The sequence below is a fragment of the Leifsonia shinshuensis genome (assembly GCF_031456835.1).
GTDB lineage: Bacteria > Actinomycetota > Actinomycetes > Actinomycetales > Microbacteriaceae > Leifsonia > Leifsonia shinshuensis_C.
In genome coordinates this window covers 2,546,581-2,566,998 of sequence record NZ_JAVDVK010000001.1, presented here as the reverse complement: position 1 = coordinate 2,566,998, position 20,418 = coordinate 2,546,581, and the positions used below count along the sequence as shown (strand labels likewise).

General features: G+C 71.7%; 25 protein-coding genes. 22 read left to right on the top strand and 3 right to left on the bottom strand.

Going from position 1 to position 20,418, the window contains the following annotated elements:
* Positions 1-16: 16 nt before the first annotated feature.
* Positions 17-238 (top strand): hypothetical protein, encoded by a 222-nt coding sequence (locus J2W45_RS12425; RefSeq protein ID WP_310132308.1) that lies wholly within the window; start codon positions 17-19, stop codon positions 236-238.
* A 25-nt stretch (positions 239-263) separates the two neighbouring features.
* Here J2W45_RS12425 and J2W45_RS12420 read toward each other — a convergent pair whose 3' ends face one another.
* Positions 264-911, bottom strand: coding sequence for a response regulator (locus J2W45_RS12420; protein ID WP_310132306.1), 648 nt, complete (start codon positions 909-911; stop codon positions 264-266).
* Positions 912-930: 19 nt separating this feature from the next.
* Complete coding sequence (locus tag J2W45_RS12415; protein WP_310132304.1) at positions 931-1,314, bottom strand: response regulator; 384 nt, start codon at positions 1,312-1,314, stop codon at positions 931-933.
* Positions 1,315-1,388: 74 nt separating this feature from the next.
* Between J2W45_RS12415 and J2W45_RS12410 the strand changes: the two genes are divergently transcribed.
* The 20 genes from J2W45_RS12410 to J2W45_RS12315 all read left to right on the top strand — a co-directional run bounded on the left by J2W45_RS12410 (position 1,389) and on the right by J2W45_RS12315 (position 18,002).
* The gene (locus J2W45_RS12410) at positions 1,389-4,010 is read left to right on the top strand and encodes a PAS domain-containing hybrid sensor histidine kinase/response regulator (RefSeq protein ID WP_310132302.1); all 2,622 of its coding nucleotides are present in this window, start codon (positions 1,389-1,391) and stop codon (positions 4,008-4,010) included.
* A gap of 4 nt (positions 4,011-4,014) precedes the next feature.
* Positions 4,015-4,368, top strand: coding sequence for a hypothetical protein (locus J2W45_RS12405; protein WP_310132300.1), 354 nt, complete (start codon positions 4,015-4,017; stop codon positions 4,366-4,368).
* 170 nt (positions 4,369-4,538) lie between these two features.
* Complete coding sequence (locus J2W45_RS12400) at positions 4,539-4,841, top strand: hypothetical protein (protein ID WP_310132299.1); 303 nt, start codon at positions 4,539-4,541, stop codon at positions 4,839-4,841.
* Positions 4,842-4,943: 102 nt separating this feature from the next.
* Positions 4,944-5,408, top strand: a complete 465-nt coding sequence (locus J2W45_RS12395) for a hypothetical protein (RefSeq protein ID WP_310132297.1) — start codon at positions 4,944-4,946, stop codon at positions 5,406-5,408.
* Positions 5,405-6,637, top strand: coding sequence for an NRAMP family divalent metal transporter (locus tag J2W45_RS12390; RefSeq protein ID WP_310132294.1), 1,233 nt, complete (start codon positions 5,405-5,407; stop codon positions 6,635-6,637). The genes J2W45_RS12395 and J2W45_RS12390 overlap by 4 nt, the downstream gene beginning before the upstream one ends.
* Positions 6,634-7,074: a hypothetical protein gene (locus J2W45_RS12385; RefSeq protein ID WP_310132293.1), complete on the top strand. Its 441-nt coding sequence runs from the start codon at positions 6,634-6,636 to the stop codon at positions 7,072-7,074. Before J2W45_RS12390 ends, J2W45_RS12385 begins: the two co-directional genes overlap by 4 nt.
* On the top strand, positions 7,061-7,405 hold the full coding sequence (locus tag J2W45_RS12380) for a PRC-barrel domain-containing protein (protein WP_310132291.1): 345 nt from the start codon (positions 7,061-7,063) through the stop codon (positions 7,403-7,405). Before J2W45_RS12385 ends, J2W45_RS12380 begins: the two co-directional genes overlap by 14 nt.
* Positions 7,406-7,493: 88 nt before the next feature.
* Positions 7,494-7,988: a DUF4383 domain-containing protein gene (locus J2W45_RS12375; protein ID WP_310132287.1), complete on the top strand. Its 495-nt coding sequence runs from the start codon at positions 7,494-7,496 to the stop codon at positions 7,986-7,988.
* Between the two features lie 37 nt (positions 7,989-8,025).
* Positions 8,026-9,042, top strand: a complete 1,017-nt coding sequence (locus tag J2W45_RS12370; protein WP_310132286.1) for a glycosyltransferase family 2 protein — start codon at positions 8,026-8,028, stop codon at positions 9,040-9,042.
* Positions 9,039-10,076: an iron-containing redox enzyme family protein gene (locus tag J2W45_RS12365; RefSeq protein ID WP_310132284.1), complete on the top strand. Its 1,038-nt coding sequence runs from the start codon at positions 9,039-9,041 to the stop codon at positions 10,074-10,076. The genes J2W45_RS12370 and J2W45_RS12365 overlap by 4 nt, the downstream gene beginning before the upstream one ends.
* Complete coding sequence (locus tag J2W45_RS12360; protein ID WP_310132282.1) at positions 10,073-10,279, top strand: CDGSH iron-sulfur domain-containing protein; 207 nt, start codon at positions 10,073-10,075, stop codon at positions 10,277-10,279. The genes J2W45_RS12365 and J2W45_RS12360 overlap by 4 nt, the downstream gene beginning before the upstream one ends.
* 166 nt (positions 10,280-10,445) lie before the next feature.
* Positions 10,446-10,922 (top strand): CinA family protein, encoded by a 477-nt coding sequence (locus J2W45_RS12355; protein ID WP_310132280.1) that lies wholly within the window; start codon positions 10,446-10,448, stop codon positions 10,920-10,922.
* Positions 10,919-11,428, top strand: coding sequence for a DUF6328 family protein (locus J2W45_RS12350; RefSeq protein WP_310132277.1), 510 nt, complete (start codon positions 10,919-10,921; stop codon positions 11,426-11,428). Before J2W45_RS12355 ends, J2W45_RS12350 begins: the two co-directional genes overlap by 4 nt.
* A gap of 132 nt (positions 11,429-11,560) precedes the next feature.
* The gene (locus J2W45_RS12345) at positions 11,561-12,466 is read left to right on the top strand and encodes an Abi family protein (protein ID WP_310132274.1); all 906 of its coding nucleotides are present in this window, start codon (positions 11,561-11,563) and stop codon (positions 12,464-12,466) included.
* Positions 12,467-12,564: 98 nt separating this feature from the next.
* Positions 12,565-14,949, top strand: coding sequence for a molybdopterin oxidoreductase family protein (locus J2W45_RS12340; RefSeq protein WP_310132273.1), 2,385 nt, complete (start codon positions 12,565-12,567; stop codon positions 14,947-14,949).
* Positions 14,946-15,410, top strand: coding sequence for a hypothetical protein (locus tag J2W45_RS12335; RefSeq protein ID WP_310132271.1), 465 nt, complete (start codon positions 14,946-14,948; stop codon positions 15,408-15,410). The genes J2W45_RS12340 and J2W45_RS12335 overlap by 4 nt, the downstream gene beginning before the upstream one ends.
* 10 nt (positions 15,411-15,420) lie before the next feature.
* Positions 15,421-15,957 carry an HPP family protein gene (locus J2W45_RS12330; protein WP_310132270.1) on the top strand — a complete coding sequence of 179 codons (537 nt, stop codon included), beginning with the start codon at positions 15,421-15,423 and terminating at the stop codon, positions 15,955-15,957.
* A complete protein-coding gene (gene mobA / locus J2W45_RS12325) occupies positions 15,954-16,601 on the top strand; it encodes a molybdenum cofactor guanylyltransferase (RefSeq protein WP_310132269.1) in 648 nt (215 codons plus the stop codon). Before J2W45_RS12330 ends, mobA begins: the two co-directional genes overlap by 4 nt.
* Positions 16,588-16,824, top strand: a complete 237-nt coding sequence (locus J2W45_RS12320) for a DUF6457 domain-containing protein (RefSeq protein WP_310132267.1) — start codon at positions 16,588-16,590, stop codon at positions 16,822-16,824. The genes mobA and J2W45_RS12320 overlap by 14 nt, the downstream gene beginning before the upstream one ends.
* On the top strand, positions 16,821-18,002 hold the full coding sequence (locus tag J2W45_RS12315; RefSeq protein ID WP_310132265.1) for a molybdopterin-binding protein: 1,182 nt from the start codon (positions 16,821-16,823) through the stop codon (positions 18,000-18,002). Before J2W45_RS12320 ends, J2W45_RS12315 begins: the two co-directional genes overlap by 4 nt.
* A gap of 165 nt (positions 18,003-18,167) precedes the next feature.
* Here the strand turns inward: J2W45_RS12315 and J2W45_RS12310 are convergent, their stop codons facing one another.
* A complete protein-coding gene (locus J2W45_RS12310; RefSeq protein ID WP_310132264.1) occupies positions 18,168-19,064 on the bottom strand; it encodes a glucose 1-dehydrogenase in 897 nt (298 codons plus the stop codon).
* A 346-nt stretch (positions 19,065-19,410) separates the two neighbouring features.
* On the opposite strand from J2W45_RS12310, the gene J2W45_RS12305 reads away from it, so the two are divergent.
* Complete coding sequence (locus tag J2W45_RS12305) at positions 19,411-20,412, top strand: SIS domain-containing protein (protein WP_310132263.1); 1,002 nt, start codon at positions 19,411-19,413, stop codon at positions 20,410-20,412.
* The last annotated feature ends 6 nt before the right edge of the window (positions 20,413-20,418 follow it).

The following is a 20,418-nucleotide window of genomic DNA, read 5'->3' as shown; positions in this document are numbered from 1 at the left end:
CGGAAGGGGGCCGCCGATGCGCGAGGCGCGCTGCCCGCAGTGCCGGGGTGTCGCGCGGCTGGTGCGCAATCCGTACTACGGCGCGGGACTCGCTGTGCACAGCGACCTGCTGGTGTGCCAGGCCTGCGGCTTCTCCGGTTTCGCGGACAACGCCGACGACGGCGATGCGACGGTGCGCGCCGCCATGCCCGACGGGGTGTGGCAGCGGATGCTCCGCTTCCTCTCCGGCGGAGGCTGACGCCTTCCCCACCCAGGGCCACGGCTCAGCGGATGCGCACTCGCCCCTGCTGCCACATCCGTGCGGCCGTCACGCGCGGGTTCGCCTGCTCGTCCGCATCCACCCCGAGTGCTGCGTACAGGCGCGCGAGCATGGTCTCGACCGCGCGGACGCTGGTTCCGCGCTCGGCGGCGATCCGCCGCGTGGAGGCGCCGGAGGCGACCAGCCGCAGCACCTCGGCCTGCGCCCGCGTCACGGTGCGCACATCCCCGGCCGGCTCGGCGGTGCGGTGCTCTTCTCCGACGATCGCCGCGTCGACGGCCGCCACGAGCACATCCACATCCTTCACCTGCGACTTCACCAGGTACACGACAGAGGGCGGGAGGGCGTCGTCGCCCACGGCGAGCTCCGGCGACAGGTGGCTCGTGAGCACGACCAGTCCCACCCACGGCAGGTCGCGGTGCACGCGCCACAGCAGCTCGGCGCCGGTGTCGCCCCCACCGAAGTCGAGGTCGGTGACGATGGCGTTCGGCTCGACCGCCACGATGGTCTCCCACGCCTCCTCCGCGGTGGTCGCCTGCGCGGCCTCGATGCCGGTCGAACGGAGGGCGGACGCCACCATGGACGCGGTGAAGACATCGTCGTCGGCCACCACGGCGCGGAGGGTGCGCGTGCGTGCGGAGGTGTCGGTCATCGTTCTGGCTCCTGCCCCTTTATGTCACCGTCCCAGAGGTGGACGCCACGAGCCCCTCGACCGCTTCGAGCAGCGCCGGGAGGGTGAACGGCTTGGTCAGATAGCCGATCCCGGTCGCGGCCAGCTCCACGGGTCGGGTGAGGGAGCCGCTCATCACCAGTATCGGGCGGGCGCTGCCGTCCGCCCGGCGACCGAGAAGGTCGAGGCATTCGCTGAGCGAACATCCCGGGATGATGGCGTCGAGCAGCACCGCGTCCGGATCCGCGCCGTCCAGGGCGGTCCGCGGGTCGGCCCAGCCGGTCACGCGGTACCCGTGCGCGCCCAGCGCCGCCTCGACGGTGAAGCGGATCAGCGGGTCGTCGTCGACGACGAGGATGGTCGGCTCCGCCCGGTCGGTGTCCATGCCGGTCAGTGTAGGCCGCCCGCCCGGCCTACAATCCCCTGCATGCACCACCCGACACGGCGACCGGCCGCGTGATGACGACGCCCTCCGAAGCGCTGCGCCTCCACGGACTCGACGCGCTGTTCCACGGCCACCCCGACGGCGTCTGCGTCGTCGACACGGCGGGGACGTTCGTCGACTCCAACAGCGCGCTCGTCGAGCTCACCGGGTACCCGGCGGACCAGCTGATCGGGATGCCGTTCTCCCGCCTCCTGCACCCGGACTCCGTCGAGCCGACGCTCGCCTACTTCCACCAGGCGGTCGCCGGCGAGAACCGGCGCTATGTGACCCGCATCGTCACGCCGGACGGGACGGTGCGGCTCCTCGACGTCACGCTCATCCCGCTGCGCGGAGACGACGGCGAGGTGGCGGCGGTGCTCGCGATCGCCCGCGACATCGGCGATGTCGAACGGGCCGCCGCAGCGGCGGCGGGCAACGAGGCGCTGGTGCGGATGGCCGCGCGCATCGCCGGGTTCGCCGGCTGGTTCATCGACGTCGAGTCCGGACGCATCGAGTGGAGCGACGAGCTGTTCCGGCTGCTCGGGATGCAGCAGGGCCGCGTCCCGGTCGATGCGGAGGCGCTCGAGCTGTTCGAGACGGAGGACCACCGTTCGGTGTGGACAGCGTTCGAGCGCACGATCATCCACGGCGATCCCCTCGACCTGCATGCCACCGTCCGGCACGCGTCGGGCCGGCGGATGCACGTCCACCTCGTCGGGGAGGCCGAACGCGACGAGACCGGCCGCATCGTCCGCGTGCACGGCGCCTTCCACGACGTGACGACCTTCGTGCGGCACCGCGAGGAGCAGCGCGCGATGGCCCGGCTGCTGCGCGACTCGCTCGATCAGGTGCACGACGCCATCGGGTTCGTCGACCGCGGGTGGCGGTTCACCTTCGCCAACTCGTGGGCGCTGCAGCTCGCCGGGATCGACGAGCCGCACCTCCGCGACCGCACGCTGTGGGAGATGCTCCCGACCGCGCAGGGGAGTCCGTTCGAGTCCATCTACCGCGACGCGATGGATCGCGGCGTGGCGGGAAGCGCCCGCGCCTTCGCCGCGGACTGGGGCTGCTGGTTCGAGGTGGACGCGCATCCCACCGAGGAGGGCATCGCGATCATCGTCCGCGACGTGACCGAAGACCAGCGCGCGCGAGAGAAGCTGGACGAGTACACGCGGCAGGTGGAGGCCCAGGCGGCACTGCTGGATGCGGCACGCGACGCGATCATCGTGCGCGACCTCGAAGGGGTGGTCCGCTACTGGAACGGCGGCGCGGAGACGATCTACGGGATCCCCGCGTCGCAGGCCGTCGGGAGGTCGATCCGCGACCTGCTCTACGACGACCCGGCGCAGTTCGACGCGGCGGACGCCGCCCTGCGGCGCGACGGCTACTGGGTGGGCGAGCTGCGGCAGAACCGGGCTGACGGCTCCGTGCTCGTCGCGGACTGCCGCTGGCAGCTGTCGCGGGGCGCGGACGGTCAGGTGACCGTGTTCGCGGTGAACTCCGACATCACGCAGCACCGGCGCGAGCAGGAGCAGCGCATCCGCACCCAGCGGCTGGAGAGCCTGGGGACGCTGGCGGGCGGCATCGCGCACGACCTCAACAACGTGCTCACGCCCATCCTGATGTCGGTGCAGCTGCTGCGCCAGGCCGAGGACGATCCGCGCCGTCGCGACATGCTCGATGCCCTCGACGCGGCGGCCCAGCGCGGCGCGGCCATGATCCGGCAGGTGCTGTCGTTCGCCCGCGGCTCGCAGGGCAGGCGCGCGCCGGTGGATGTGGTGGCGCTGCTCCGCGAGCTCGCCCGCTTCTGCCGCGAGACGCTGCCCGCATCCATCGACCTGCGGGTCGAGGCGCCGGACCGCCTCCCGAGCGTCTCGGGCGACGACACCGAACTGTTCCAGGTGCTCGTCAACCTGGTGACCAACGCGCGCGACGCGATGCCCGACGGCGGGACGCTCGTCGTACGCGCGGGCGAGTGCGACGGAAGCGTGCGGCTCGAGGTGAGCGACTCCGGGCACGGGATGGACGACGCGACCGCCGGGCGCATCCTGGAGCCGTTCTTCACCACCAAGGAGACCGGGACGGGCCTCGGCCTGCCCACGTCGGCGGCGATCGTGAAGGCGCACGGCGGCGACCTGGAGGTGCGGACGACGCCCGGCGAGGGCACCACGATCGGCTTCACCCTCCCGGCCGACGGGCCGGCCCTGGGTGCCGCGGGCGGATGGCCGCGCCGCGAGCCCGCGCCGGACCCGGCCGCCGGACGCGGCCGACGTGTGCTCGTGGTGGACGACGAGGCCGCGATCGGCGAGCTCGTGCGGCAGACGCTGGACCAGCGCGGCTTCGTCACCGAGGTGGCACAGGGCGCGGAGGCGCTGGAGCTGCTCGAGCAGGGACGCAGCTACGACGCGGTGCTCACCGACGTGATGATGCCTGGGGTGCAGGGCGACGCGATCGCCCGGCGTCTCGCGGCCGATCACCCGCAGACGGCCGTCGTCCTGATGAGCGGGATGCTGCCCGGGCCCGGCGCGCGCGCCGCGGTCGAGCGCGACGGCGCGCACTTCCTGGCCAAGCCGTTCACGCCCGCCGCGCTCCTCGCGACGCTGGATGCCGCCCTCGCCGGCCGCGCGTCGACGGCGGCGACCGCCGCCGAGTGGTGAGCTGATGTCGCCACTCGACCCGGATTCCTGCAACGACTCACCGCTCGATCGCCTCGGGGGCGTGATGAGCGATGCGGTGGATGCGCTGGGGGCGGGTGCGGCGGAGGACGCGACGGTGCGGGAGCGGGTCGCGTCGCGGCTCGCGGAGGCGGCGGAAGCAGCGCAGCGCGCGCTCGGGGAGCGGGCGCGCGATCCGCGCATCCATCGGATCGTGGGCGCTGCCGCATCGTCGGCGATGGCCCTGTCGCTCGCCGGCGCCGCGGTCCCGACGGGCGATGTGGTGGCCCGGCTGCAGGAGGGTCTGCGCGAACTGGCGGCGGGATCCTGGCCACCCGAAGACCAGGATCCCGCCGATTAGTGTCGCGCCGGCGCCACCGTGGACCGGGGGGAACGGGGTGGCGCCAGGCACGCGACGACTCGATCTTTCCGGCAGCCTCGGCGCGCGGCAAGAGCCGCCGGACGGTCGTGTGCGCTTGACGAACACAGAAAGTTGCTGACGAGAGCGCTCTCCTGTGAGAGGCTTCAGACATGAAGGACTCTCATGAGGCTGGAGCCGAGCCGGCGTCCGTCCACGGGCCCGGCCGGGCCCCGGCTGGGATGCCCCTCACGATCCGGCTGGGCGAGCGGGAGTACGCCGCCCTCGTCCGGATCGCCCGCGCGCGGGACACGACCGCCGCGTCCCTCGTCGAACTCCTCGTCCAGCACGCCCTCGGCAAGGCCGAGGTCCCGCCGCCCGCGGAATCGCACCCGGCGCGCCGCCACACCACCTACGAAGAGGCCACGGCGGGTTTCCGCCGCGACGACGAGCCCACTCCCACGCCGCACGCCTGACCCGGGCTGATCCGCCGCGCCGAGGGGGCTCGAACCCGCCGGCCGTGGCGCTTGCACCACCGCCACTGTCACCCCACTCCCAGCGGGCGTACAGTCACGGTCGTGATCCACGGACTCCCGCCCGCCCGCGGCGCCGCCCTCCTGCTCGCCGGCGCCGTCGCCGGAGCAGCCCTGACGGGGTGCTCCGCGGACGACACCGCGCGCAGCAGCCTGTCCCAGTCCGCCGGCACCGCCGCCGCGACCGCCCGCTCCGCCGGCCTCGTGCTCGGCCTGGAGCAGGACGACCGTCTGCTCGGCACGGTGCTCGATACCGGCCTGACCGACTCCGCGGACACGCTCGCCCAGGAGGCGCAGACCGTCAGCACGCTGACCGCGCTCGGGGGGATCGGCCGCACCCGCGACGAAGTGCTGTCCGACATCCGCTCGGCCCAGGATGCGGTGGCCGCCGCCCAGCGCGCGGTCGCCGCGGGGAGCGGAACCGGCGCCGTCCTGGACCGGCAGCGGCGGCAGCTCGACCGGCTGGCGAAGCAGCTCGACGCGACGTCCAAGCGGCTGGAGCGCGGATGAAGGCGATCTTCGCGGTCGCTCTCGGCGTCCTGACTGCCATCGGCGGCTTCGTCGACATCGGAGACCTGGTCACCAACAGCGTCGTCGGGTCGCGGTTCGGGATGACGCTCACCTGGGTGGTCCTCGTCGGGGTCGTCGGGATCTGCCTCTTCGCCCAGATGTCCGGACGGGTGGCCGCGGTGAGCGGCCGGGCGACGTTCGAGATCATCCGTGAGCGGCTCGGAGCCCGCGTCGCCCTCGCCAACCTGTCCGCGTCGTTCCTGATCAACCTGCTGACCCTGGCCGCGGAGATCGGAGGTATCGCGCTGGCGCTGCAGCTCGCGTCCAGCATCGAGCCCATCCTGTGGTTCCCTGTCGCCGCCATCGCGGTCTGGATCGTCGTGTGGCGCGTGAAGTTCTCCATCATGGAGAACGTGACCGGGCTGCTCGGTCTGTCTCTCGTCGTGTTCGCCGTCGCACTGTTCCTGCTCCATCCGGACTGGTCGGCCCTCGGGTCCCAGGTGCTGCTCCAGCCGTCGCCGCACACCGACGAGTCACCGGCGACCTACTGGTATTACGCGATCGCCCTGTTCGGCGCGGCGATGACGCCCTACGAAGTGTTCTTCTTCTCGTCCGGAGCGATCGAGGAGAAGTGGAAGAAGAAGGACCTCGCTCAGTCCCGCCTGAACGTGCTGGTCGGCTTCCCTCTCGGTGGCATGCTCTCGCTCGCCATCGCGGCCTGCGCGACCGTCGTGCTTCTCCCCAAGGGCATCCAGGTGGAGTCGCTGTTCCAGACGGCGCTGCCGGTGGCGCAGGCACTCGGCAAGATCGGCCTCATCATCGTCATCCTCGGTTTCGTCGCCGCGACCTTCGGCGCGGCCCTCGAGGTCACCCTGTCGAGCGGTTACACCCTGGGCCAGTTCTTCGGCTGGCCGTGGGGCAAGTTCCGGCGTCCGGCGTCGGCGTCGCGGTTCCACGCCGTGATGATCCTGTCGCTGGTCGTGGCCCTCGGCATCCTCTTCACGGGGGTGGACCCGGTGCAGGTTACGGAGTTCTCGGTCGTGTTCTCGGCGATCGCCCTGCCGTTGACCTACCTGCCGATCCTGATCGTGGCCAACGACCCCAAGTACATGGGCGATGAGGTGAACGGCCGGGTAACCAACTTCTTCGGCCTGATCTACCTCGGGCTCATCCTGGTGGCGTCGATCGCCGCCATCCCGTTGATGATCGTGACAGGAGCGGGCGCATGACCACGCGGAAGCAGAAGCGCGCGGGACGGCGCGCGGCGCGGGACCGGAGGCTGGCCACGCCCCCTAAGGTCGCCGGCCGCATCCTGGACGCCGGTCTCGACCTGCTGGACCGGCAGATCCTCGACCCACGCGCGGTGCCGGTCAGCACGGTGGACGACCTGGAGCTGACGACACCCGACGACCTGGCCCGCCTCCAGGCTGGAGAGCCGCCGGTCGTGGAGGCGCTGCTCACCGGCGCCGTCCTGATGACCCGCGTCTTCGGCGGGCGCCTGCCGGACTCGCGCTTCATCCGCATCCCGTGGAAGGTCGTCGCCGACCCGGGGATCGTCGTGAGCCTCGGTGTCGCCGCCGACTCGCTCGACGCGAGCTGGACCGAACGGTGGATGCGCGACCACGTGATCGCCCGCATCCCGGGAGGCCGCCATGATCCTGAGTGACCTGCTCGGCAGCCCGGTGCTGTCCGCCGAGGGCGAGTGGCTCGGCGAGGTGGTGGACGCGCGCCTGGTGCTCGACGGACCCCCGGACGGCCTGCTCGCCGCCGCGCGCCTGCACGGCCTCGTGGTGAGCCCGCACGCGCACAGCTCGTTCGCCGGCTACGAGCGGACGGGGGTGGATGCGCCCGCGCTGGTCGCGCGCTACCTGCGCTGGCGCGCCCGCGGCTCGTTCCTCGTGCTCTGGGAGGACCTGACCTCCTTCACGGACGATGTCATCCGCCTGCGCGCGGGAGCGACGCTCTACTCGCCGCGGCTGGAGGACTCGGAGGTGTGAGCGTCGGCGTGGTGGTGACGTCGGCTTGTCAAGGCCTCGCCGTCCCGCACCGCCGGTGGTTGCGTCCGTTATGGAAAGGAGTCCCACCATGACCACCGCACATCCCTCCGACCGGGGGTTCGCCGACCGCGACGACCGTCGCTACGCGGGCACCGCGGTCCAGAAGGCCGCGCTGACCTCCGGCATCGTCTTCCTCGTCGTGGGCCTCGCCGGGTTCATCCCGGGCCTGACCACGAACTACGGCGACATGTCGTTCGCCGGCCACGGCTCGATGGCGATGCTGCTCGGCATCTTCCAGGTGTCCGTGCTCCACAACATCGTGCACCTGCTGTACGGCGTCGCCGGTCTCGCGTTCGCGACCTCCCGGTTCGGGTCCCGCAACTACCTCGTCGTCGGCGGGATCGTCTACGCCGTGATCTGGCTGTACGGCCTGTTCTTCAGCGGGGACCACCCGGCCAACTTCGTGCCCGTCAATTCGGCGGACAACTGGCTGCACCTCGTCCTGGCCGTCGGCATGATCGCGCTGGGCATCTTCCTGAGCCCGCGCGGCGCCGGCGTCAACCGGCCCGCCACGCGGGTCTGAGGCGCGGCCGATGGGGGATGCGACGCTCGGTAGCGCGATGACGCGGGACGCTGAGTACGTCCTCCCGCTGCGGTGGGCCGACGATGACGGGCTCGACGAGCTCGTCGCCTACTTGAAGACCCTCCGCGACCTCATCGACGTGACGGTCGTCGACGGTTCGTCCCCCGAGCGCTTCGCCGCGCACGCGCGCGCCCTGCCGGTCGGCGTGCGGCACCTGCCCGTCGAACCGCTACCCGGCCGGAACGGAAAGGTCGCCGGCGTGATGACCGGCCTGCGCACGGCGCGGCACGACCGTGTCGTGCTCGCGGACGACGACGTGCGCTACGACGAGGGTGCACTGCGCGCGGTGGTGGGGATGCTCGACGCGGCCGACCTCGTCCGGCCGCAGAACGTGTTCGTGCCCGCGCCGTGGCACGCCCGCTGGGACACCGGGCGCAGCCTCCTGAACCGGGCGCTCGGGCACGACTACCCGGGCACCCTCGCCGTCCGGCGGCGGCTCGTCATCGCCACGGGCGGGTACGACGGCGACGTGCTGTTCGAGAACCTGGAACTGATCCGCACGGTGCAGGCGATGGGCGGTCGCGTGGTGACCGCCGATGCGATCGGTGTCGCGCGGCGGCCTCCGAACGTCCGCCATTTCCTCGGCCAGCGCGTCCGCCAGGCCTACGACGACTTCGCGCAGCCCGCGCGCCTGGCGGCGGAACTCGCGGTGCTGCCGCTCGCCGTGCTCGCCCTGCGCCGCCCGCGCCGCCTGCTCATCGGTGCGGCTGCCGTGGTGGCGCTCGCCGAGGCGGGCCGTCGGCGAGGCGGGGGACGCAGCCTGTTCCCGCCGACCGCCGCCCTGTGGGCTCCGCTCTGGCTCGCCGAGCGCGCCGTGTGCGTCTGGCTGGCGGTGGGCGCGCGCCTGCGCGGCGGCGTCCGCTACTCCGACGGCCGCCTCCTGCGGGCCGCGACACCGCCGCGCGAACTGCGCCGCAGGCTCGTGGACGCACCGAAGCCGCCCCCTGGCAACCACTTGACCGCCGTCCCCTCCGCCGGTTCTGTCGAAGCATGACACCACGCATCACCCCGCGGGGGCCGGTGAGCGAGGCGCTGCTCGAAGCGCTGCAGACCGACCCGTCCGCGCCATCCGACCAGCTCCGCCGATTCGCCGCCCTCACCGCCGAGGCGCTGGACGCCGGCCCCGACCTCCTCACCGACGAGGACCTCCAGCTGACGCTCTTCGTGCTGTACGGACTCCATTACGGCGGCACGGTCGACGCCGACGACGAGTGGGAGTGGAACCCCGAGCTCCTTCGCACCCGCCGCAGCATCGAGCGCGTCTTCGAGCGGCAGCTGCGCGAGCGCGTCCCCGTCGGCGACCTGCCCGAGCCGACCGCCGACGCCGTCGCGGCCCACCTGTTCGAGCTGACCGCAGAGGACGGCGGCCCCAGCCTGTCCCGGTTCCTCGCCAAGAAGGCGACGGAGGAGCAGGCGGTGGAGTTCGTCATCCACCGCTCCATCTACACCCGCAAGGAGGCGGACCCGCACTCCTGGGCGATCCCCCGGCTGTCCGGCCGGCCCAAGGCCGCGCTGGTGGAGGTGCAGGCCGACGAGTACGGCGGAGGACGGCCGGAGCGCATCCACGCCGAGATCTTCGGCCAGACCATGCGCAGTCTCGGACTGGACGACGCCTACGGCGCGTACATCGACAACGTCCCGGCGATCACGCTGGCCTCGTTCACGATGATGTCGATGTTCGGGCTGAACCGCAGCCTGCGCGGCGCGATCACTGGGCACCTGGCGGCGTTCGAGATGACCTCGTCGATCCCGAACCGTTTCTACGGGAACGGTTTCCGCCGCCTCGGCCACGGCGAGGACGTCACCTGGTACTACGACGAGCACGTCGAGGCGGATGCGGTGCACGAGCAGATCGCCGGGCGCGACCTGGCGGGCGGCCTGGCGGAGCAGCAGCCCGACCTGCTGCCGGACATCGTGTTCGGCGCGGCCGCGTGCCTGTACGTCGACGGCCTCGCGGGTCTGCACATGCTCGAGTGCTTCGAGGCCGGCCGCAGCTCGTTGCGCGAGCCGGTCGGGGTGCCCGCATGACCGCGCACGAGGAGCAGCCGGTGATCGTCGCCTGCCCCGACGGGCCCCTGCTCGTGCGCGGGCACATCGACCTGACCACCCCGGACGGCACGCCGATCGAGCAGAACCGCCGCACCGTCGCGCTGTGCCGCTGCGGGGTGTCCACGATCAAGCCGTTCTGCGACGGCAGCCACAAAGCGGTGCACTTCCGCACCGACACCTGACCCGACCGAACCGGTCGAGAGAGAAAGAGGAGCGACCATGTCCGACCCCCAGAACACCGAAGGCGACCGCCACGACGAGAACACCGCGGCCGAGCAGCAGATCGTCGACAAGCCCTCGCAGGCGGAAGGCGACGAGGGCGACAGCGACAACGGATAGGGTTCCTGCATGACGACGGAGCATACGGAGCTCGGCGAGCGCATCGCCGACCTGGCATCGTCCGACGGCGTGACCATCGCGGTCGCCGAATCGCTCACCAGCGGCGCGATAGCATCCGCGCTCGGCGCCTCCCCGCAGGCCGGCGACTGGTTCGCCGGAGGTGTCGTCGCCTACTCCGAGCACGTCAAGTTCGACGTGCTCGGAGTCACGCCCGGCCCGGTCATCACGCCGGAGTGCGCCGGTCAGATGGCATCCGGCGTCGGGAGGCTGCTCAGCGCCGATCTGGTGGCGGCAGTCACCGGCGCGGGCGGCCCCGGACCGCAGGAGGGCCGCGAGGCCGGGACGGTCTTCCTTGCGCACGGACGCCCCGACGCTCCCCGCGTCGAGGAGCTGCACTTCGACGGCGAGCCGGAGGAGGTCGTCACGGCGACCGTGGAGGCCGCGCTCGACGCAGTGCGGCGCGACCTGGAGGAGCTGAGGGGATGAGCGAGGGCACGGACGCCGACCCGACCGACGGCCGCGACGAGACACCGACCCAGCGGGCGGACCGCAACTGGAACGAGCTGCTGCAGGAGTTCCGTGTCTTCCAGACGGGGACGCAGATCCTCGCCGCCTTCCTGCTGACCCTCCCCTTCCAGCAGCGCTTCACGCAGCTGCCGCCGGTGGATGTGGTGGTCTACCTCGTCCTCGTCTTCCTGGCGGTCATCGTCACGCTGTTCGCCCTCGCGCCGGTCGCACTCCACCGGCTGCTGTTCCGCCAGCGCGCGAAGGCGGAGCTCGTGGGCTTCGGCAGCAAGATCCTCATCGTCTGCCTCGCGGCCGCCTCCCTGCTGTTCACGGGCATCGTGCTCTTCATCGTCGACTTCCTGCTGGCGCCCCCGGCGGGCATCATCGCGGCGAGCTGCGTCTTCGCGGTCGTGCTCGTCATCTGGGTGGTGCTGCCGCTGGTGATCCGAGCGCAGCGGAAGGGTCGCCGGGCGGAGCGGTCCTGACGTCCATCGCAGCGGTCGCCGGCCTGATCCGGTCGAGCGGCCGCAGCCCGCGTTATGGTAAACTCATCTCAACATTCGGGCCCACTCAGCTTCCAGCTGGGTGGGTTCTTCGTTTCGGGCGATCGGCGGGATGTGAAGGACTGGATCGATCTCACAGCGCAGGTTCAACGCCATCGGGACCGAGGTTTGGAACTCGGCGAGGTCACTGCGAGCCAGTTCGCCATGTTCCTATATGCAAGCAATTACTACCGCCTCAGCGGCTATGCACGATGCCTGTACGAGGCTGACACGTGGCCGGAACGATATCGGGCGGGGACGACCGCAGCGACCCTCATGGAGGTCTACGACCTCGATCGGGCGGTCCGAAACGCGGTGCTCGATGGGGTCTCCGTCGTGGAGCCCACGTTGCGGAGCCGCGTCGCCTACCACCTGACCCAGGTCATCGGAGGTGGCGATGACTACCTGCGAGAGGATCTCTTTCTCCCGGAGGCCAGCCCACCGCGCGCTACCGACGCTGCCTACGGCAGGTGGGTGAAGCAGCTGAAGAACCGGAAGATCGTCCTCGAGGAACTCGGACGTGTGCAGGGCCGGAATGAGATTTTCATCCAGCACCACATCGACAGAGGAGATCCGATCCCGTTCTGGGCGGCCGTAGAGGTCATCTCGATCGGGACGTTCTCGCGCCTGCTCCGAGGGCTGAGGGACAAGTCGGTGTTGGAGCCCGTGGCGAGGTCCGTCGGAATCGAGGACGTTCCCAAGCTTCTCCAGGCGGTGCAGAACGTAGCCTTCATCCGAAATATCGCAGCCCACCACGGCCGCTTGTGGCACCGGCGTTTCGACGGGTCGGTCACGCTCCCCGAGATCGCTCTGCGGATCAAGAGGGCATACCTCTCCCCCAAAACACCAGCGGCCGCTTTCACCCTTCTTGCAGGCTTGGTGGACCGCATAGAAGGCGACTCCTCCTACTCCTCCCACCTCTTGGACCTCATCCATTCGGTCCCCGGACTCGAGGACGGCTATTACAGGCCGATCTTGTGATCGCCCGCAAGCACATCCCGACCCGCGTGCCGCGCTGACAAGCCGTTGCGCCCGCGCAGGGGCTTGAGTCCTCCGCCGGGTGAGCCGACGATGGCGGCATGGATCAGCCGACGACGGTTTCCGCCGGGGATCGCTCCCGGATCGAGGACGTGTGGGGCGACCGCACGCCGTTCGCGCGCGGAGGGCGGTGGCCCGATCGCGCCGACCTGATGTTGCAGGAGGGTCTCACCGAGGCCGATGTCGACCGCTGGGTGCGTAGCGCCTGCGTGCTGTGCAGCAACGGCTGCGGGTGCGACATCGCGGTGAAGGACGGGCGGATGGTCGGCATCCGTGGTCGGGTCGACGACCCGATCAACCACGGCCGGCTCGGCCCCAAGGGCCTCTACGCCAGCTGGGAGGGGATGCGCGGGCGCGACCGCTTGACGCATCCACTCGTCCGCCGCGACGGTGAGCTGGTGCCGGCGTCCTGGGACGAGGCCATGTCGGCCATCGTCGACCGCAGCCGTGAGCTGCTCGACACCGTCGGCCCGCTCAGCCATGGGTTCTACACGTCCGGCCAGCTGTTCCTCGAGGAGTACTACGCGCTCGGCGTGATCGGTAAGGCCGGCATCGGCACCCCGCACATGGACGGGAACACCCGCCTGTGCACCGCGACCGCAGCCTCCTCGCTCAAGGAGACCTTCGGCGCGGACGGGCAGCCCGGCTGCTACGAGGACATCGACGAGTGCGACGCGATGTTCCTGTGGGGTCACAACCTCGCGGCTACGCAGACCGTGACGTGGGCGCGCGTGCTCGACCGCCTCGCCGGGCCGAACCCGCCGCGGCTCGTGGTCGTCGACCCGCGCCGGACGGCGACGGCCGAGAAGGCGGAGGTCCACCTCGCGTTGCGGCCCGGCACCAACCTCGCCCTGCTGCTCGCCCTCGAGCGCGAGCTGCTCGAGAACGGCTGGATCGACGAGGACTACGTGGCCGCCCACACCATCGGCCTCGACGAGCTGAAGGCACAGGTCGAGCGGTGGACGCCGGAGCGCGCCGCCGAGGTGTGCGGAGTGCCGGCCGACGACATCCGGCGGGCGGCGCGCATCTTCGCGGAGTCGCCGCGCGTGCTCTCGACAGTGCTGCAGGGCTTCTACCAGGCGCCGCAGGCGACGGCGTCGTCGTGCCAGGTGAACAACCTGCACCTGCTCCGCGGCATGATCGGCCGGCCGGGCGCGGGCATCCTGCAGATGAACGGCCAGCCGACCGCGCAGAACAACCGGGAGTGCGGCGCCGACGGCGATCTGCCGGGCTTCCGCAACTGGGAGAACGAGGAGCACGTGAAGCAGCTCGCCGAGCTGTGGGGTGTCGACCCGCTGGTCATCCCGCACTGGGCGCCGCCGACCCACGCGATGCAGCTGTTCCGGTACGTCGAGCAGGGCTCGATCCCGTTCCTCTGGGTCTCGGCGACCAATCCCGCGGTCTCGCTGCCGCAGCTGCCGCGCATCCGCGACATCCTGAGCAAGCCGGACCTGTTCCTGGTGGTCCAGGACCTCTACCTCACCGAGACGGCGGAGCTCGCCGACGTGGTGCTCCCCGCCGCCGGCTGGGGCGAGAAGACGGGCACCTTCACGAACGCGACCCGCACCGTCCACCTGTCCGAGAAAGCTGTTGAGCCGCCCGGGGAGGCCCGGGCCGACCTCGACATCTTCCTCGAGTACGCGAAGCGGATGGACTTCCGTCGCACCGACGGCACCCCGCTCATCCAATGGGAGACGCCGGAGGACGTCTACCGAGCGTGGCAGGAGTGCTCGCGCGGGCGGCCCTGCGACTACACCGGCATCTCGTACGACGACCTGCGTCGCGAGTCGGGAATCCGCTGGCCGCGGCGCGAGGGCGAGACGGAGAGCGTGACGCGCCTGTACGCGGACGGCGACTTCCCCTCGCACCCGGACTACTGCGAGAGCTACGGGCACGACCTGCTGACCGGCGCGACGGTCGGGGAGGAGGCGTTCCGCGCGTTCCGCCCGGACGGCCGGGCGATCCTCAAGTCGGCGCCCTACTCGGGGCCGCACGAGCCGCCGGACGACGAGTACCCGCTCCAGCTGACCACCGGCCGCAGCGTCTACCACTTCCACACCCGCACCAAGACGGGCCGCAGTCCCGAGCTCGCGGATGCGGCGCCGCACGTCTGGGTGGAGCTGTCCCCCGCGGACGCGGAGGCTCGCGGCATCGCCGAGGGCGACCTAGTGGAGGTCGTCTCGCGCCGCGGCCGCCTGGTGGCACCCGCGCGCCTCGGGGAGCCGCGGAACGGCACCGTGTTCGCGCCGTTCCACTACGGCTACTGGGATGCGCCGCCCGGCGCGCCCGAGCGCCGCCCGACTGCGGCGAACGAGCTCACCGCCACCGAGTGGGACCCGGTCTCGAAGCAGCCGGTGTTCAAGTCCGCGGCCGTCCAGGTGCGACGGCTGGATGCGGGCGACACCGCCGAGGGGAGCGCATCGTGAAGCTGCCGGTCTACCTGTCGCTCCTCGCCGAGTCCGAGTCCACGCTGGCGCGGTCGTTCCGCCAGGTCGCCGACGCGCACGGCGACGAGCCGGACGTGCACCTGCTCTGCCTGACCCTCGCCGCCCAGTGCGAGGACCACCGGACCCGCCTCGACCCGGTCATCGAGCGCTACGGCAGCAGCTCCGAGGGTGACGACGAGCCCGAGCGCCTGCACGCCGACGCGATCGAGGAGGCGCGTTCCGGACCGCTCGGACTGCTGCGCGACCTGCAGGACCTCTACCTGCTGGCCAGTCTCACCGACGTCACCTGGACCATGGTCAAGCAGGCGGCACAGGCGCTTCGGGATGCGGAGCTGCTGCAGATCATCGCCGGTTGCGAGCACGAGACCAGCGTTCAGTTGCGGTGGCTGATGACGCGGATGAAGCAGGCGGCGCCGCAGGCGCTGATCGCGGCGTCGTGAGGAGCGAACGATGAAGCCGTCCCTCCTCGAACGCGTGTCGGAGCGCGCCGGTACGGCCGGTGCCGGTGCCTACACGGCGGTCCTGTCGCTCGTGGTCCTGGCCGCCTCCGGCGCGATCGGCATCGTGTTGAGCTCGCCGTGGCTGTTCCCGAGCCTCGGGCCGACCGTCATGCTGATCTTCGGGGCGCCGCAGCATCCCACCTCGCGGCCGCTGAACGCCGCCGTGGGGCACGGTGTCGCCCTCGTCGCGGGCGTGGCCTGCCTCTTCCTGTTCGGGATGAACGGCAAGCCGTCCGCACCCTCCGCCGGTCTCTCCCTGGGGTACGTGCTCGCGGGCGCGCTGTCGGTGGCGATCACGGCGTTCGTCCTGCATGCGCTGAAGCTGCAGCATCCACCGGCCGGGGCGACCACGCTCATCGTGAGCCTGGGCGTCATCGCGACGCCGGTCGGAATCCTGTCGATGTCGGCCGCGATCGCGTTCACCATCGTGGTGGGCTGGGGCGTCAACTGGGCGCTCGGGGAGCGTCCGCCGGGGGCCGCCTCATGACCGGCGAGGAGGCCGGCGCGCGGGTCGGCGCTGCGCCGGTCGCGGCGATCCTGGTCGCGGCGATCGTGGTCGCGGGAGGTCGGTCGTCTCGCTTCGGCTCCGACAAGCTGCAGCACGTCCTGGACGGGAACACCCTTCTGCAGCGGACGATGGATGCGGTGCGCGACATCCCGCACGTGGTGGTCGTGACCGCGGCCGACCTTCCCGATGCGGACGCCGTCACGGTGAGCGAGTTCCCGCGCTGGGGCGGTCCGTGCGCGGCGGTCGCGGCGGGGGTGGACGCCCTCACGTCGTCGGTGGGCCGCCCGCTCACGGACGGCGACCTTCTACTCCTCCCCGCCGACCTGGCCGACCCCTGGTCGGCGGCGGAGGCCCTGCGAGCGATCGGGCTGGGAGTGCTGACCGACCAGGACGGCAGGCCGCAGTGGCTGCTCGCCCGCGCGTCGCTCGCAGCTCTGCACGCCCGGATCGACGAGTTGCGGGCGGACGGCGGCCTCCCCGGCAGACCGGCGTCCGCGCTGTTCGACCGCGACACCCGCCGCCACGCGGCCGCTGCCCACGCGTGCGCGGACATCGACACGCGGGCCGACCTGCCCACCGCGCGCACGACAGACGACAGGAGGCTCGTCCATGGAACCGTCTGAGCTCGACGACTGGGCGGCGGAGGCCGCCGAAGCGGTCGGCGCCACCCTCGAACCCGGTGACATCGCCGCCGTGCTCGATCTGGCGCGGGACGCGGCGCACGGCATCGCACGCCCGGCGGCACCGCTCACGACCTTCATCGCGGGCATCGCGGTCGGGCGCGGCCTTCCCCTGGCGGAGGTGGTCGCCGCGCTCGTCGCCGCGATCGAGAGGCGCTCGGCGTGACGACCTGGTCGGATGCGCGGGAGCTCGCCCATGAACTCGGGCGGAGCGCGTCGACCCGCGTGATGACGGTGCCGACCGGCCGCGCCGCGGGCCTCGTGCTCGCCTCGGATGCGCGGTGTGCGCATCCACTGCCCCGGTTCGACAACTCGGCCATGGACGGCTGGGCGGTCGCGGGCGACGGCCCTTGGCGGGCAGGCGAGCCGGTGCTCGCCGGGAACCCGCCGCCCGCAGCTCCCCTGGCGCCCGGCGAGGCGCGGCCGGTGGCCACCGGGGCGCCCGTGCCGCCCTGCACGCTCGGCATCGTCCGCTCCGAGCAGGCGATCCCGTCGGCGGCCGACGGGCTGATCGACGTGCTGGAGCCGCCCCTGCCCGGTGTCGACATCCGTCGGGAGGGCGAGGAGGCGGTTCCCGGCGAGGTGCTGCTTGCGGCCGGGGTCGTGCTGTCCCCGCCCGCGCTCGGGCTGCTCGCCGCCGCCGGGGTCGGGCAGGTCGACGTCTCCGCGCCTCCGCTGGTTGCGTTCGTGGCCATCGGCGACGAGCTGACGGCGCCGGATGCGGGAACGGGTCCGCGGCCCGCCCCGGGAGCAGTGCCGGACAGTCTCACACCGATGATGCCGTCGCTGCTGACGGCCTTCGGCGCCCGCTGCGCGACCACCCGGCGGGCATCCGATCGACCGGACGACGTGGCCGCGGCCATCCGCCACACCCGCGCGGAGACCATCATCACCTCCGGCGGCACCGCTCACGGCCCGGCCGACCCGTTGCGGGAGGCGCTCCGGCGGCTGGAGGCGCGCATCCTGATCGACGGTGTCGCACTGCGCCCGGGCGGCTCGGTCCTGCTCGCGCTGCTGCCCGACGGACGCCACCTGCTCGGCCTGCCCGGCAACCCGCTCGCGGCCGTCGTGGCGCTCGCCGTGCTGGGCTGGCCGCTGATCCAGGGGCGGCTAGGGCGTGCGCTGCCGGCGCTCGAGCCCGTCGGGCCGGGCGCAGCGGGCTGCGCCGGCGAAGGCGGTCACGGTTCCCGCGACCGGGCGGTCGCGTGCACCCTGGTCGACGGCGTGCCGGTACCCGTGCGGTACCAGCGGTCCGGGATGCTGCGGGGGGTCGCAGCCGCCACGCACCTCGTGCTGACGCGCGGGGACTCCGCGCAGCTGCTGCGCTTGCCCTGGGCGGGCTGACCGCGCGGCGCGTGACCGCGGAACGTGACTCTGCGGTGCTGCCCCGCGCATGCGGCGCGGAACACGAAACCGGCCCCGCCCCTCCGTGCGCGTTCGGGTCGCCACGGCGGGTCGGGGCCGGTAGTTCAAGGTCCGGCTGGCGGAGGTTCCGCCGGTCCGGAAAGGCTACGGCGTCGGCATCCCGCCGGTGACGGCGAGGGTCTCCCCGATGACGTAGCTCGACTCCGGAGACGCGAGGAACACGTAGGCGGGCGCGAGCTCGGCGGGCTGACCGGGACGGCCGAGCGGGGTCTGCTGGCCGAACTCGGGGATCGCCTCCGCGGGCTGGCCCTTGCTCACCTGCAGCGGCGTCCAGATCGGGCCCGGCGCGACCGCGTTGACGCGGATCCCCTTCGGCGCCAGCTGTTGAGCGAGCGCCTTCGTGAAGGCGTTGATCGCCGCCTTGGTCGTCGCGTAGTCCACGAGCTGCTCGCTCGGCTGGTACGCCTGGATGGACGTGGTGTTGATGATCGTCGCGCCGGCCGGCAGGTGCGGCAGCGCCGCGCGCGTCAGCCAGAACATCGCGTAGACGTTCGTCTTCATCGTGTGGTCGAACTGGTCGTCGTTGATGTCGGTGAGGCTCTCCATGGAGATCTGCTTGCCGGCGTTGTTGACGAGGATGTCGATTCCGCCGAGCTCGTCGATGGCGCGCTTCACGACCTCGTCGCTGAACGCGCGCTCCTTCAGGTCGCCGGGGATGGTGACGGCCGTGCGTCCGGCGTCGCGGATGAGGCCCGCGATGCGCTGCGCATCCTCCTCCTCCTCGGGCAGGTAGACGATCGCGACATCGGCGCCCTCGCGGGCGAAGGCGATGGCGGTGGCCGCGCCGATCCCGGAGTCGCCGCCGGTCACGACGGCTTTGCGGCCGGTGAGGCGTCCGTTGCCGACGTAGCTGTCCTCGCCGAGGTCGGCGGACGGCTGCAGGTCGCTCTCGAGGCCCGGCTCGGGCACCTGCTTCTCGTCGGGGTGGATGACCGGGTACCGGTCGACGGGGTTGTCGAAGGTGAACTGGTTCTCAGGCATGCCGCCACGCAACCACGCGCACGCGCGCTCGTTCAGGGGGGTGCGCGCGCCCGCATCCCGGAGTACGCCCCGCGCCTCCGCTCCCCGCGCGCCGCTTACGCCCTCCGCCGTTCCCGTCCGCTCGCGCTCCCTTCGCGCATTCCGTCCGCCCACGCCCTTCCACCGCCCATCCCTCGCCGAGTGGTGACATCTTGTCGCCACTCGCCGCCGATTGGAGCAACTACTCACGACTCGATGCCGCGCGGTGGCGGGACGGCCGACGCGCGGTTGCGCGCAGCGCGACCCTGTGCCAGCATTGAGACGAATTGATACCGGTACCAAAAAGTGGATCGGTGGAGGGAGACACATGCTGGGCTTCAATGAAGAGGAATTCCTGGAGCAGGTTCGGAGCACCGTCGCGCTCCGGCGCCAGATCGAGGAGCTCGCGGAGCGCGTCAGCGCCGGCCGCTGGAAGAACATCTACTTCATCGGCGCCGGCGGCACCTACGCCGCCGCGCTTCCCTACGAGCGCCTGTTCCAGACGCACTCGGCGTTCCCCGTGCGCGCCGTCATCGGTAAGGAGTTCATCCTCGCCCCGGACCCGCAGTTCGGCCCGGACTCCGTCGCGATCTTCGCGTCCGTCTCCGGCACCACCGAGGACATCATCGACTGCGTCGAGTTCGCCCGCGAGAAGGGTGCGCTCACCGTCGGCTTCACCGGCCAGGCCGACAGCCCGATCGCCACCGCCGTCGACGAGGTGCTCCTCTCCGCGCCGAAGGCGTGGCCGTTCGACGTGCAGTTCCTCACCTTCGCCGCCAAGTTCCTGTCGCTGCGCGGCGAGTTCGACGGCTACGACCGCCTGGTGAAGGACCTCGAGGCGATCCCCGAGGCGCTCGTCGCCGTGACCGAGCAGGCCGACTCGGTCGGCGAGGCCTTCGCGAAGAAGCACGCCGAGACCGACTACCACTTCCTGACCGGATCCGGTCAGCTGTGGGGCTTCACCTACCTGTACTCGATGTGCATCCTCGAGGAGATGCAGTGGCTGACCACCACGCGCGTCCACGCCGCGGAGTTCTTCCACGGCTCGCTCGAGCTCATCGAGAAGGACACGAGCATCATCGTGTTCGCCGGCGAGGACGAGACCCGTCCGCTCACCGACCGCGTCATCTCCTTCTCGAAGGAGTACAGCGACGACGTCACCGTCATCGACACCAAGGACTACGCCCTCCCCGGTGTGAGCGACGAGTTCCGCGGGCTGCTGGCGCCGATGGTCGTCGATGCGGTCGTCGACCGCTTCAGCAAGCACCTCGCCCAGGTGCGCGACCACTCCCTCGACCTGCGCCGCTACTACCGCGTCGTGGCGTACTGAGCGGGC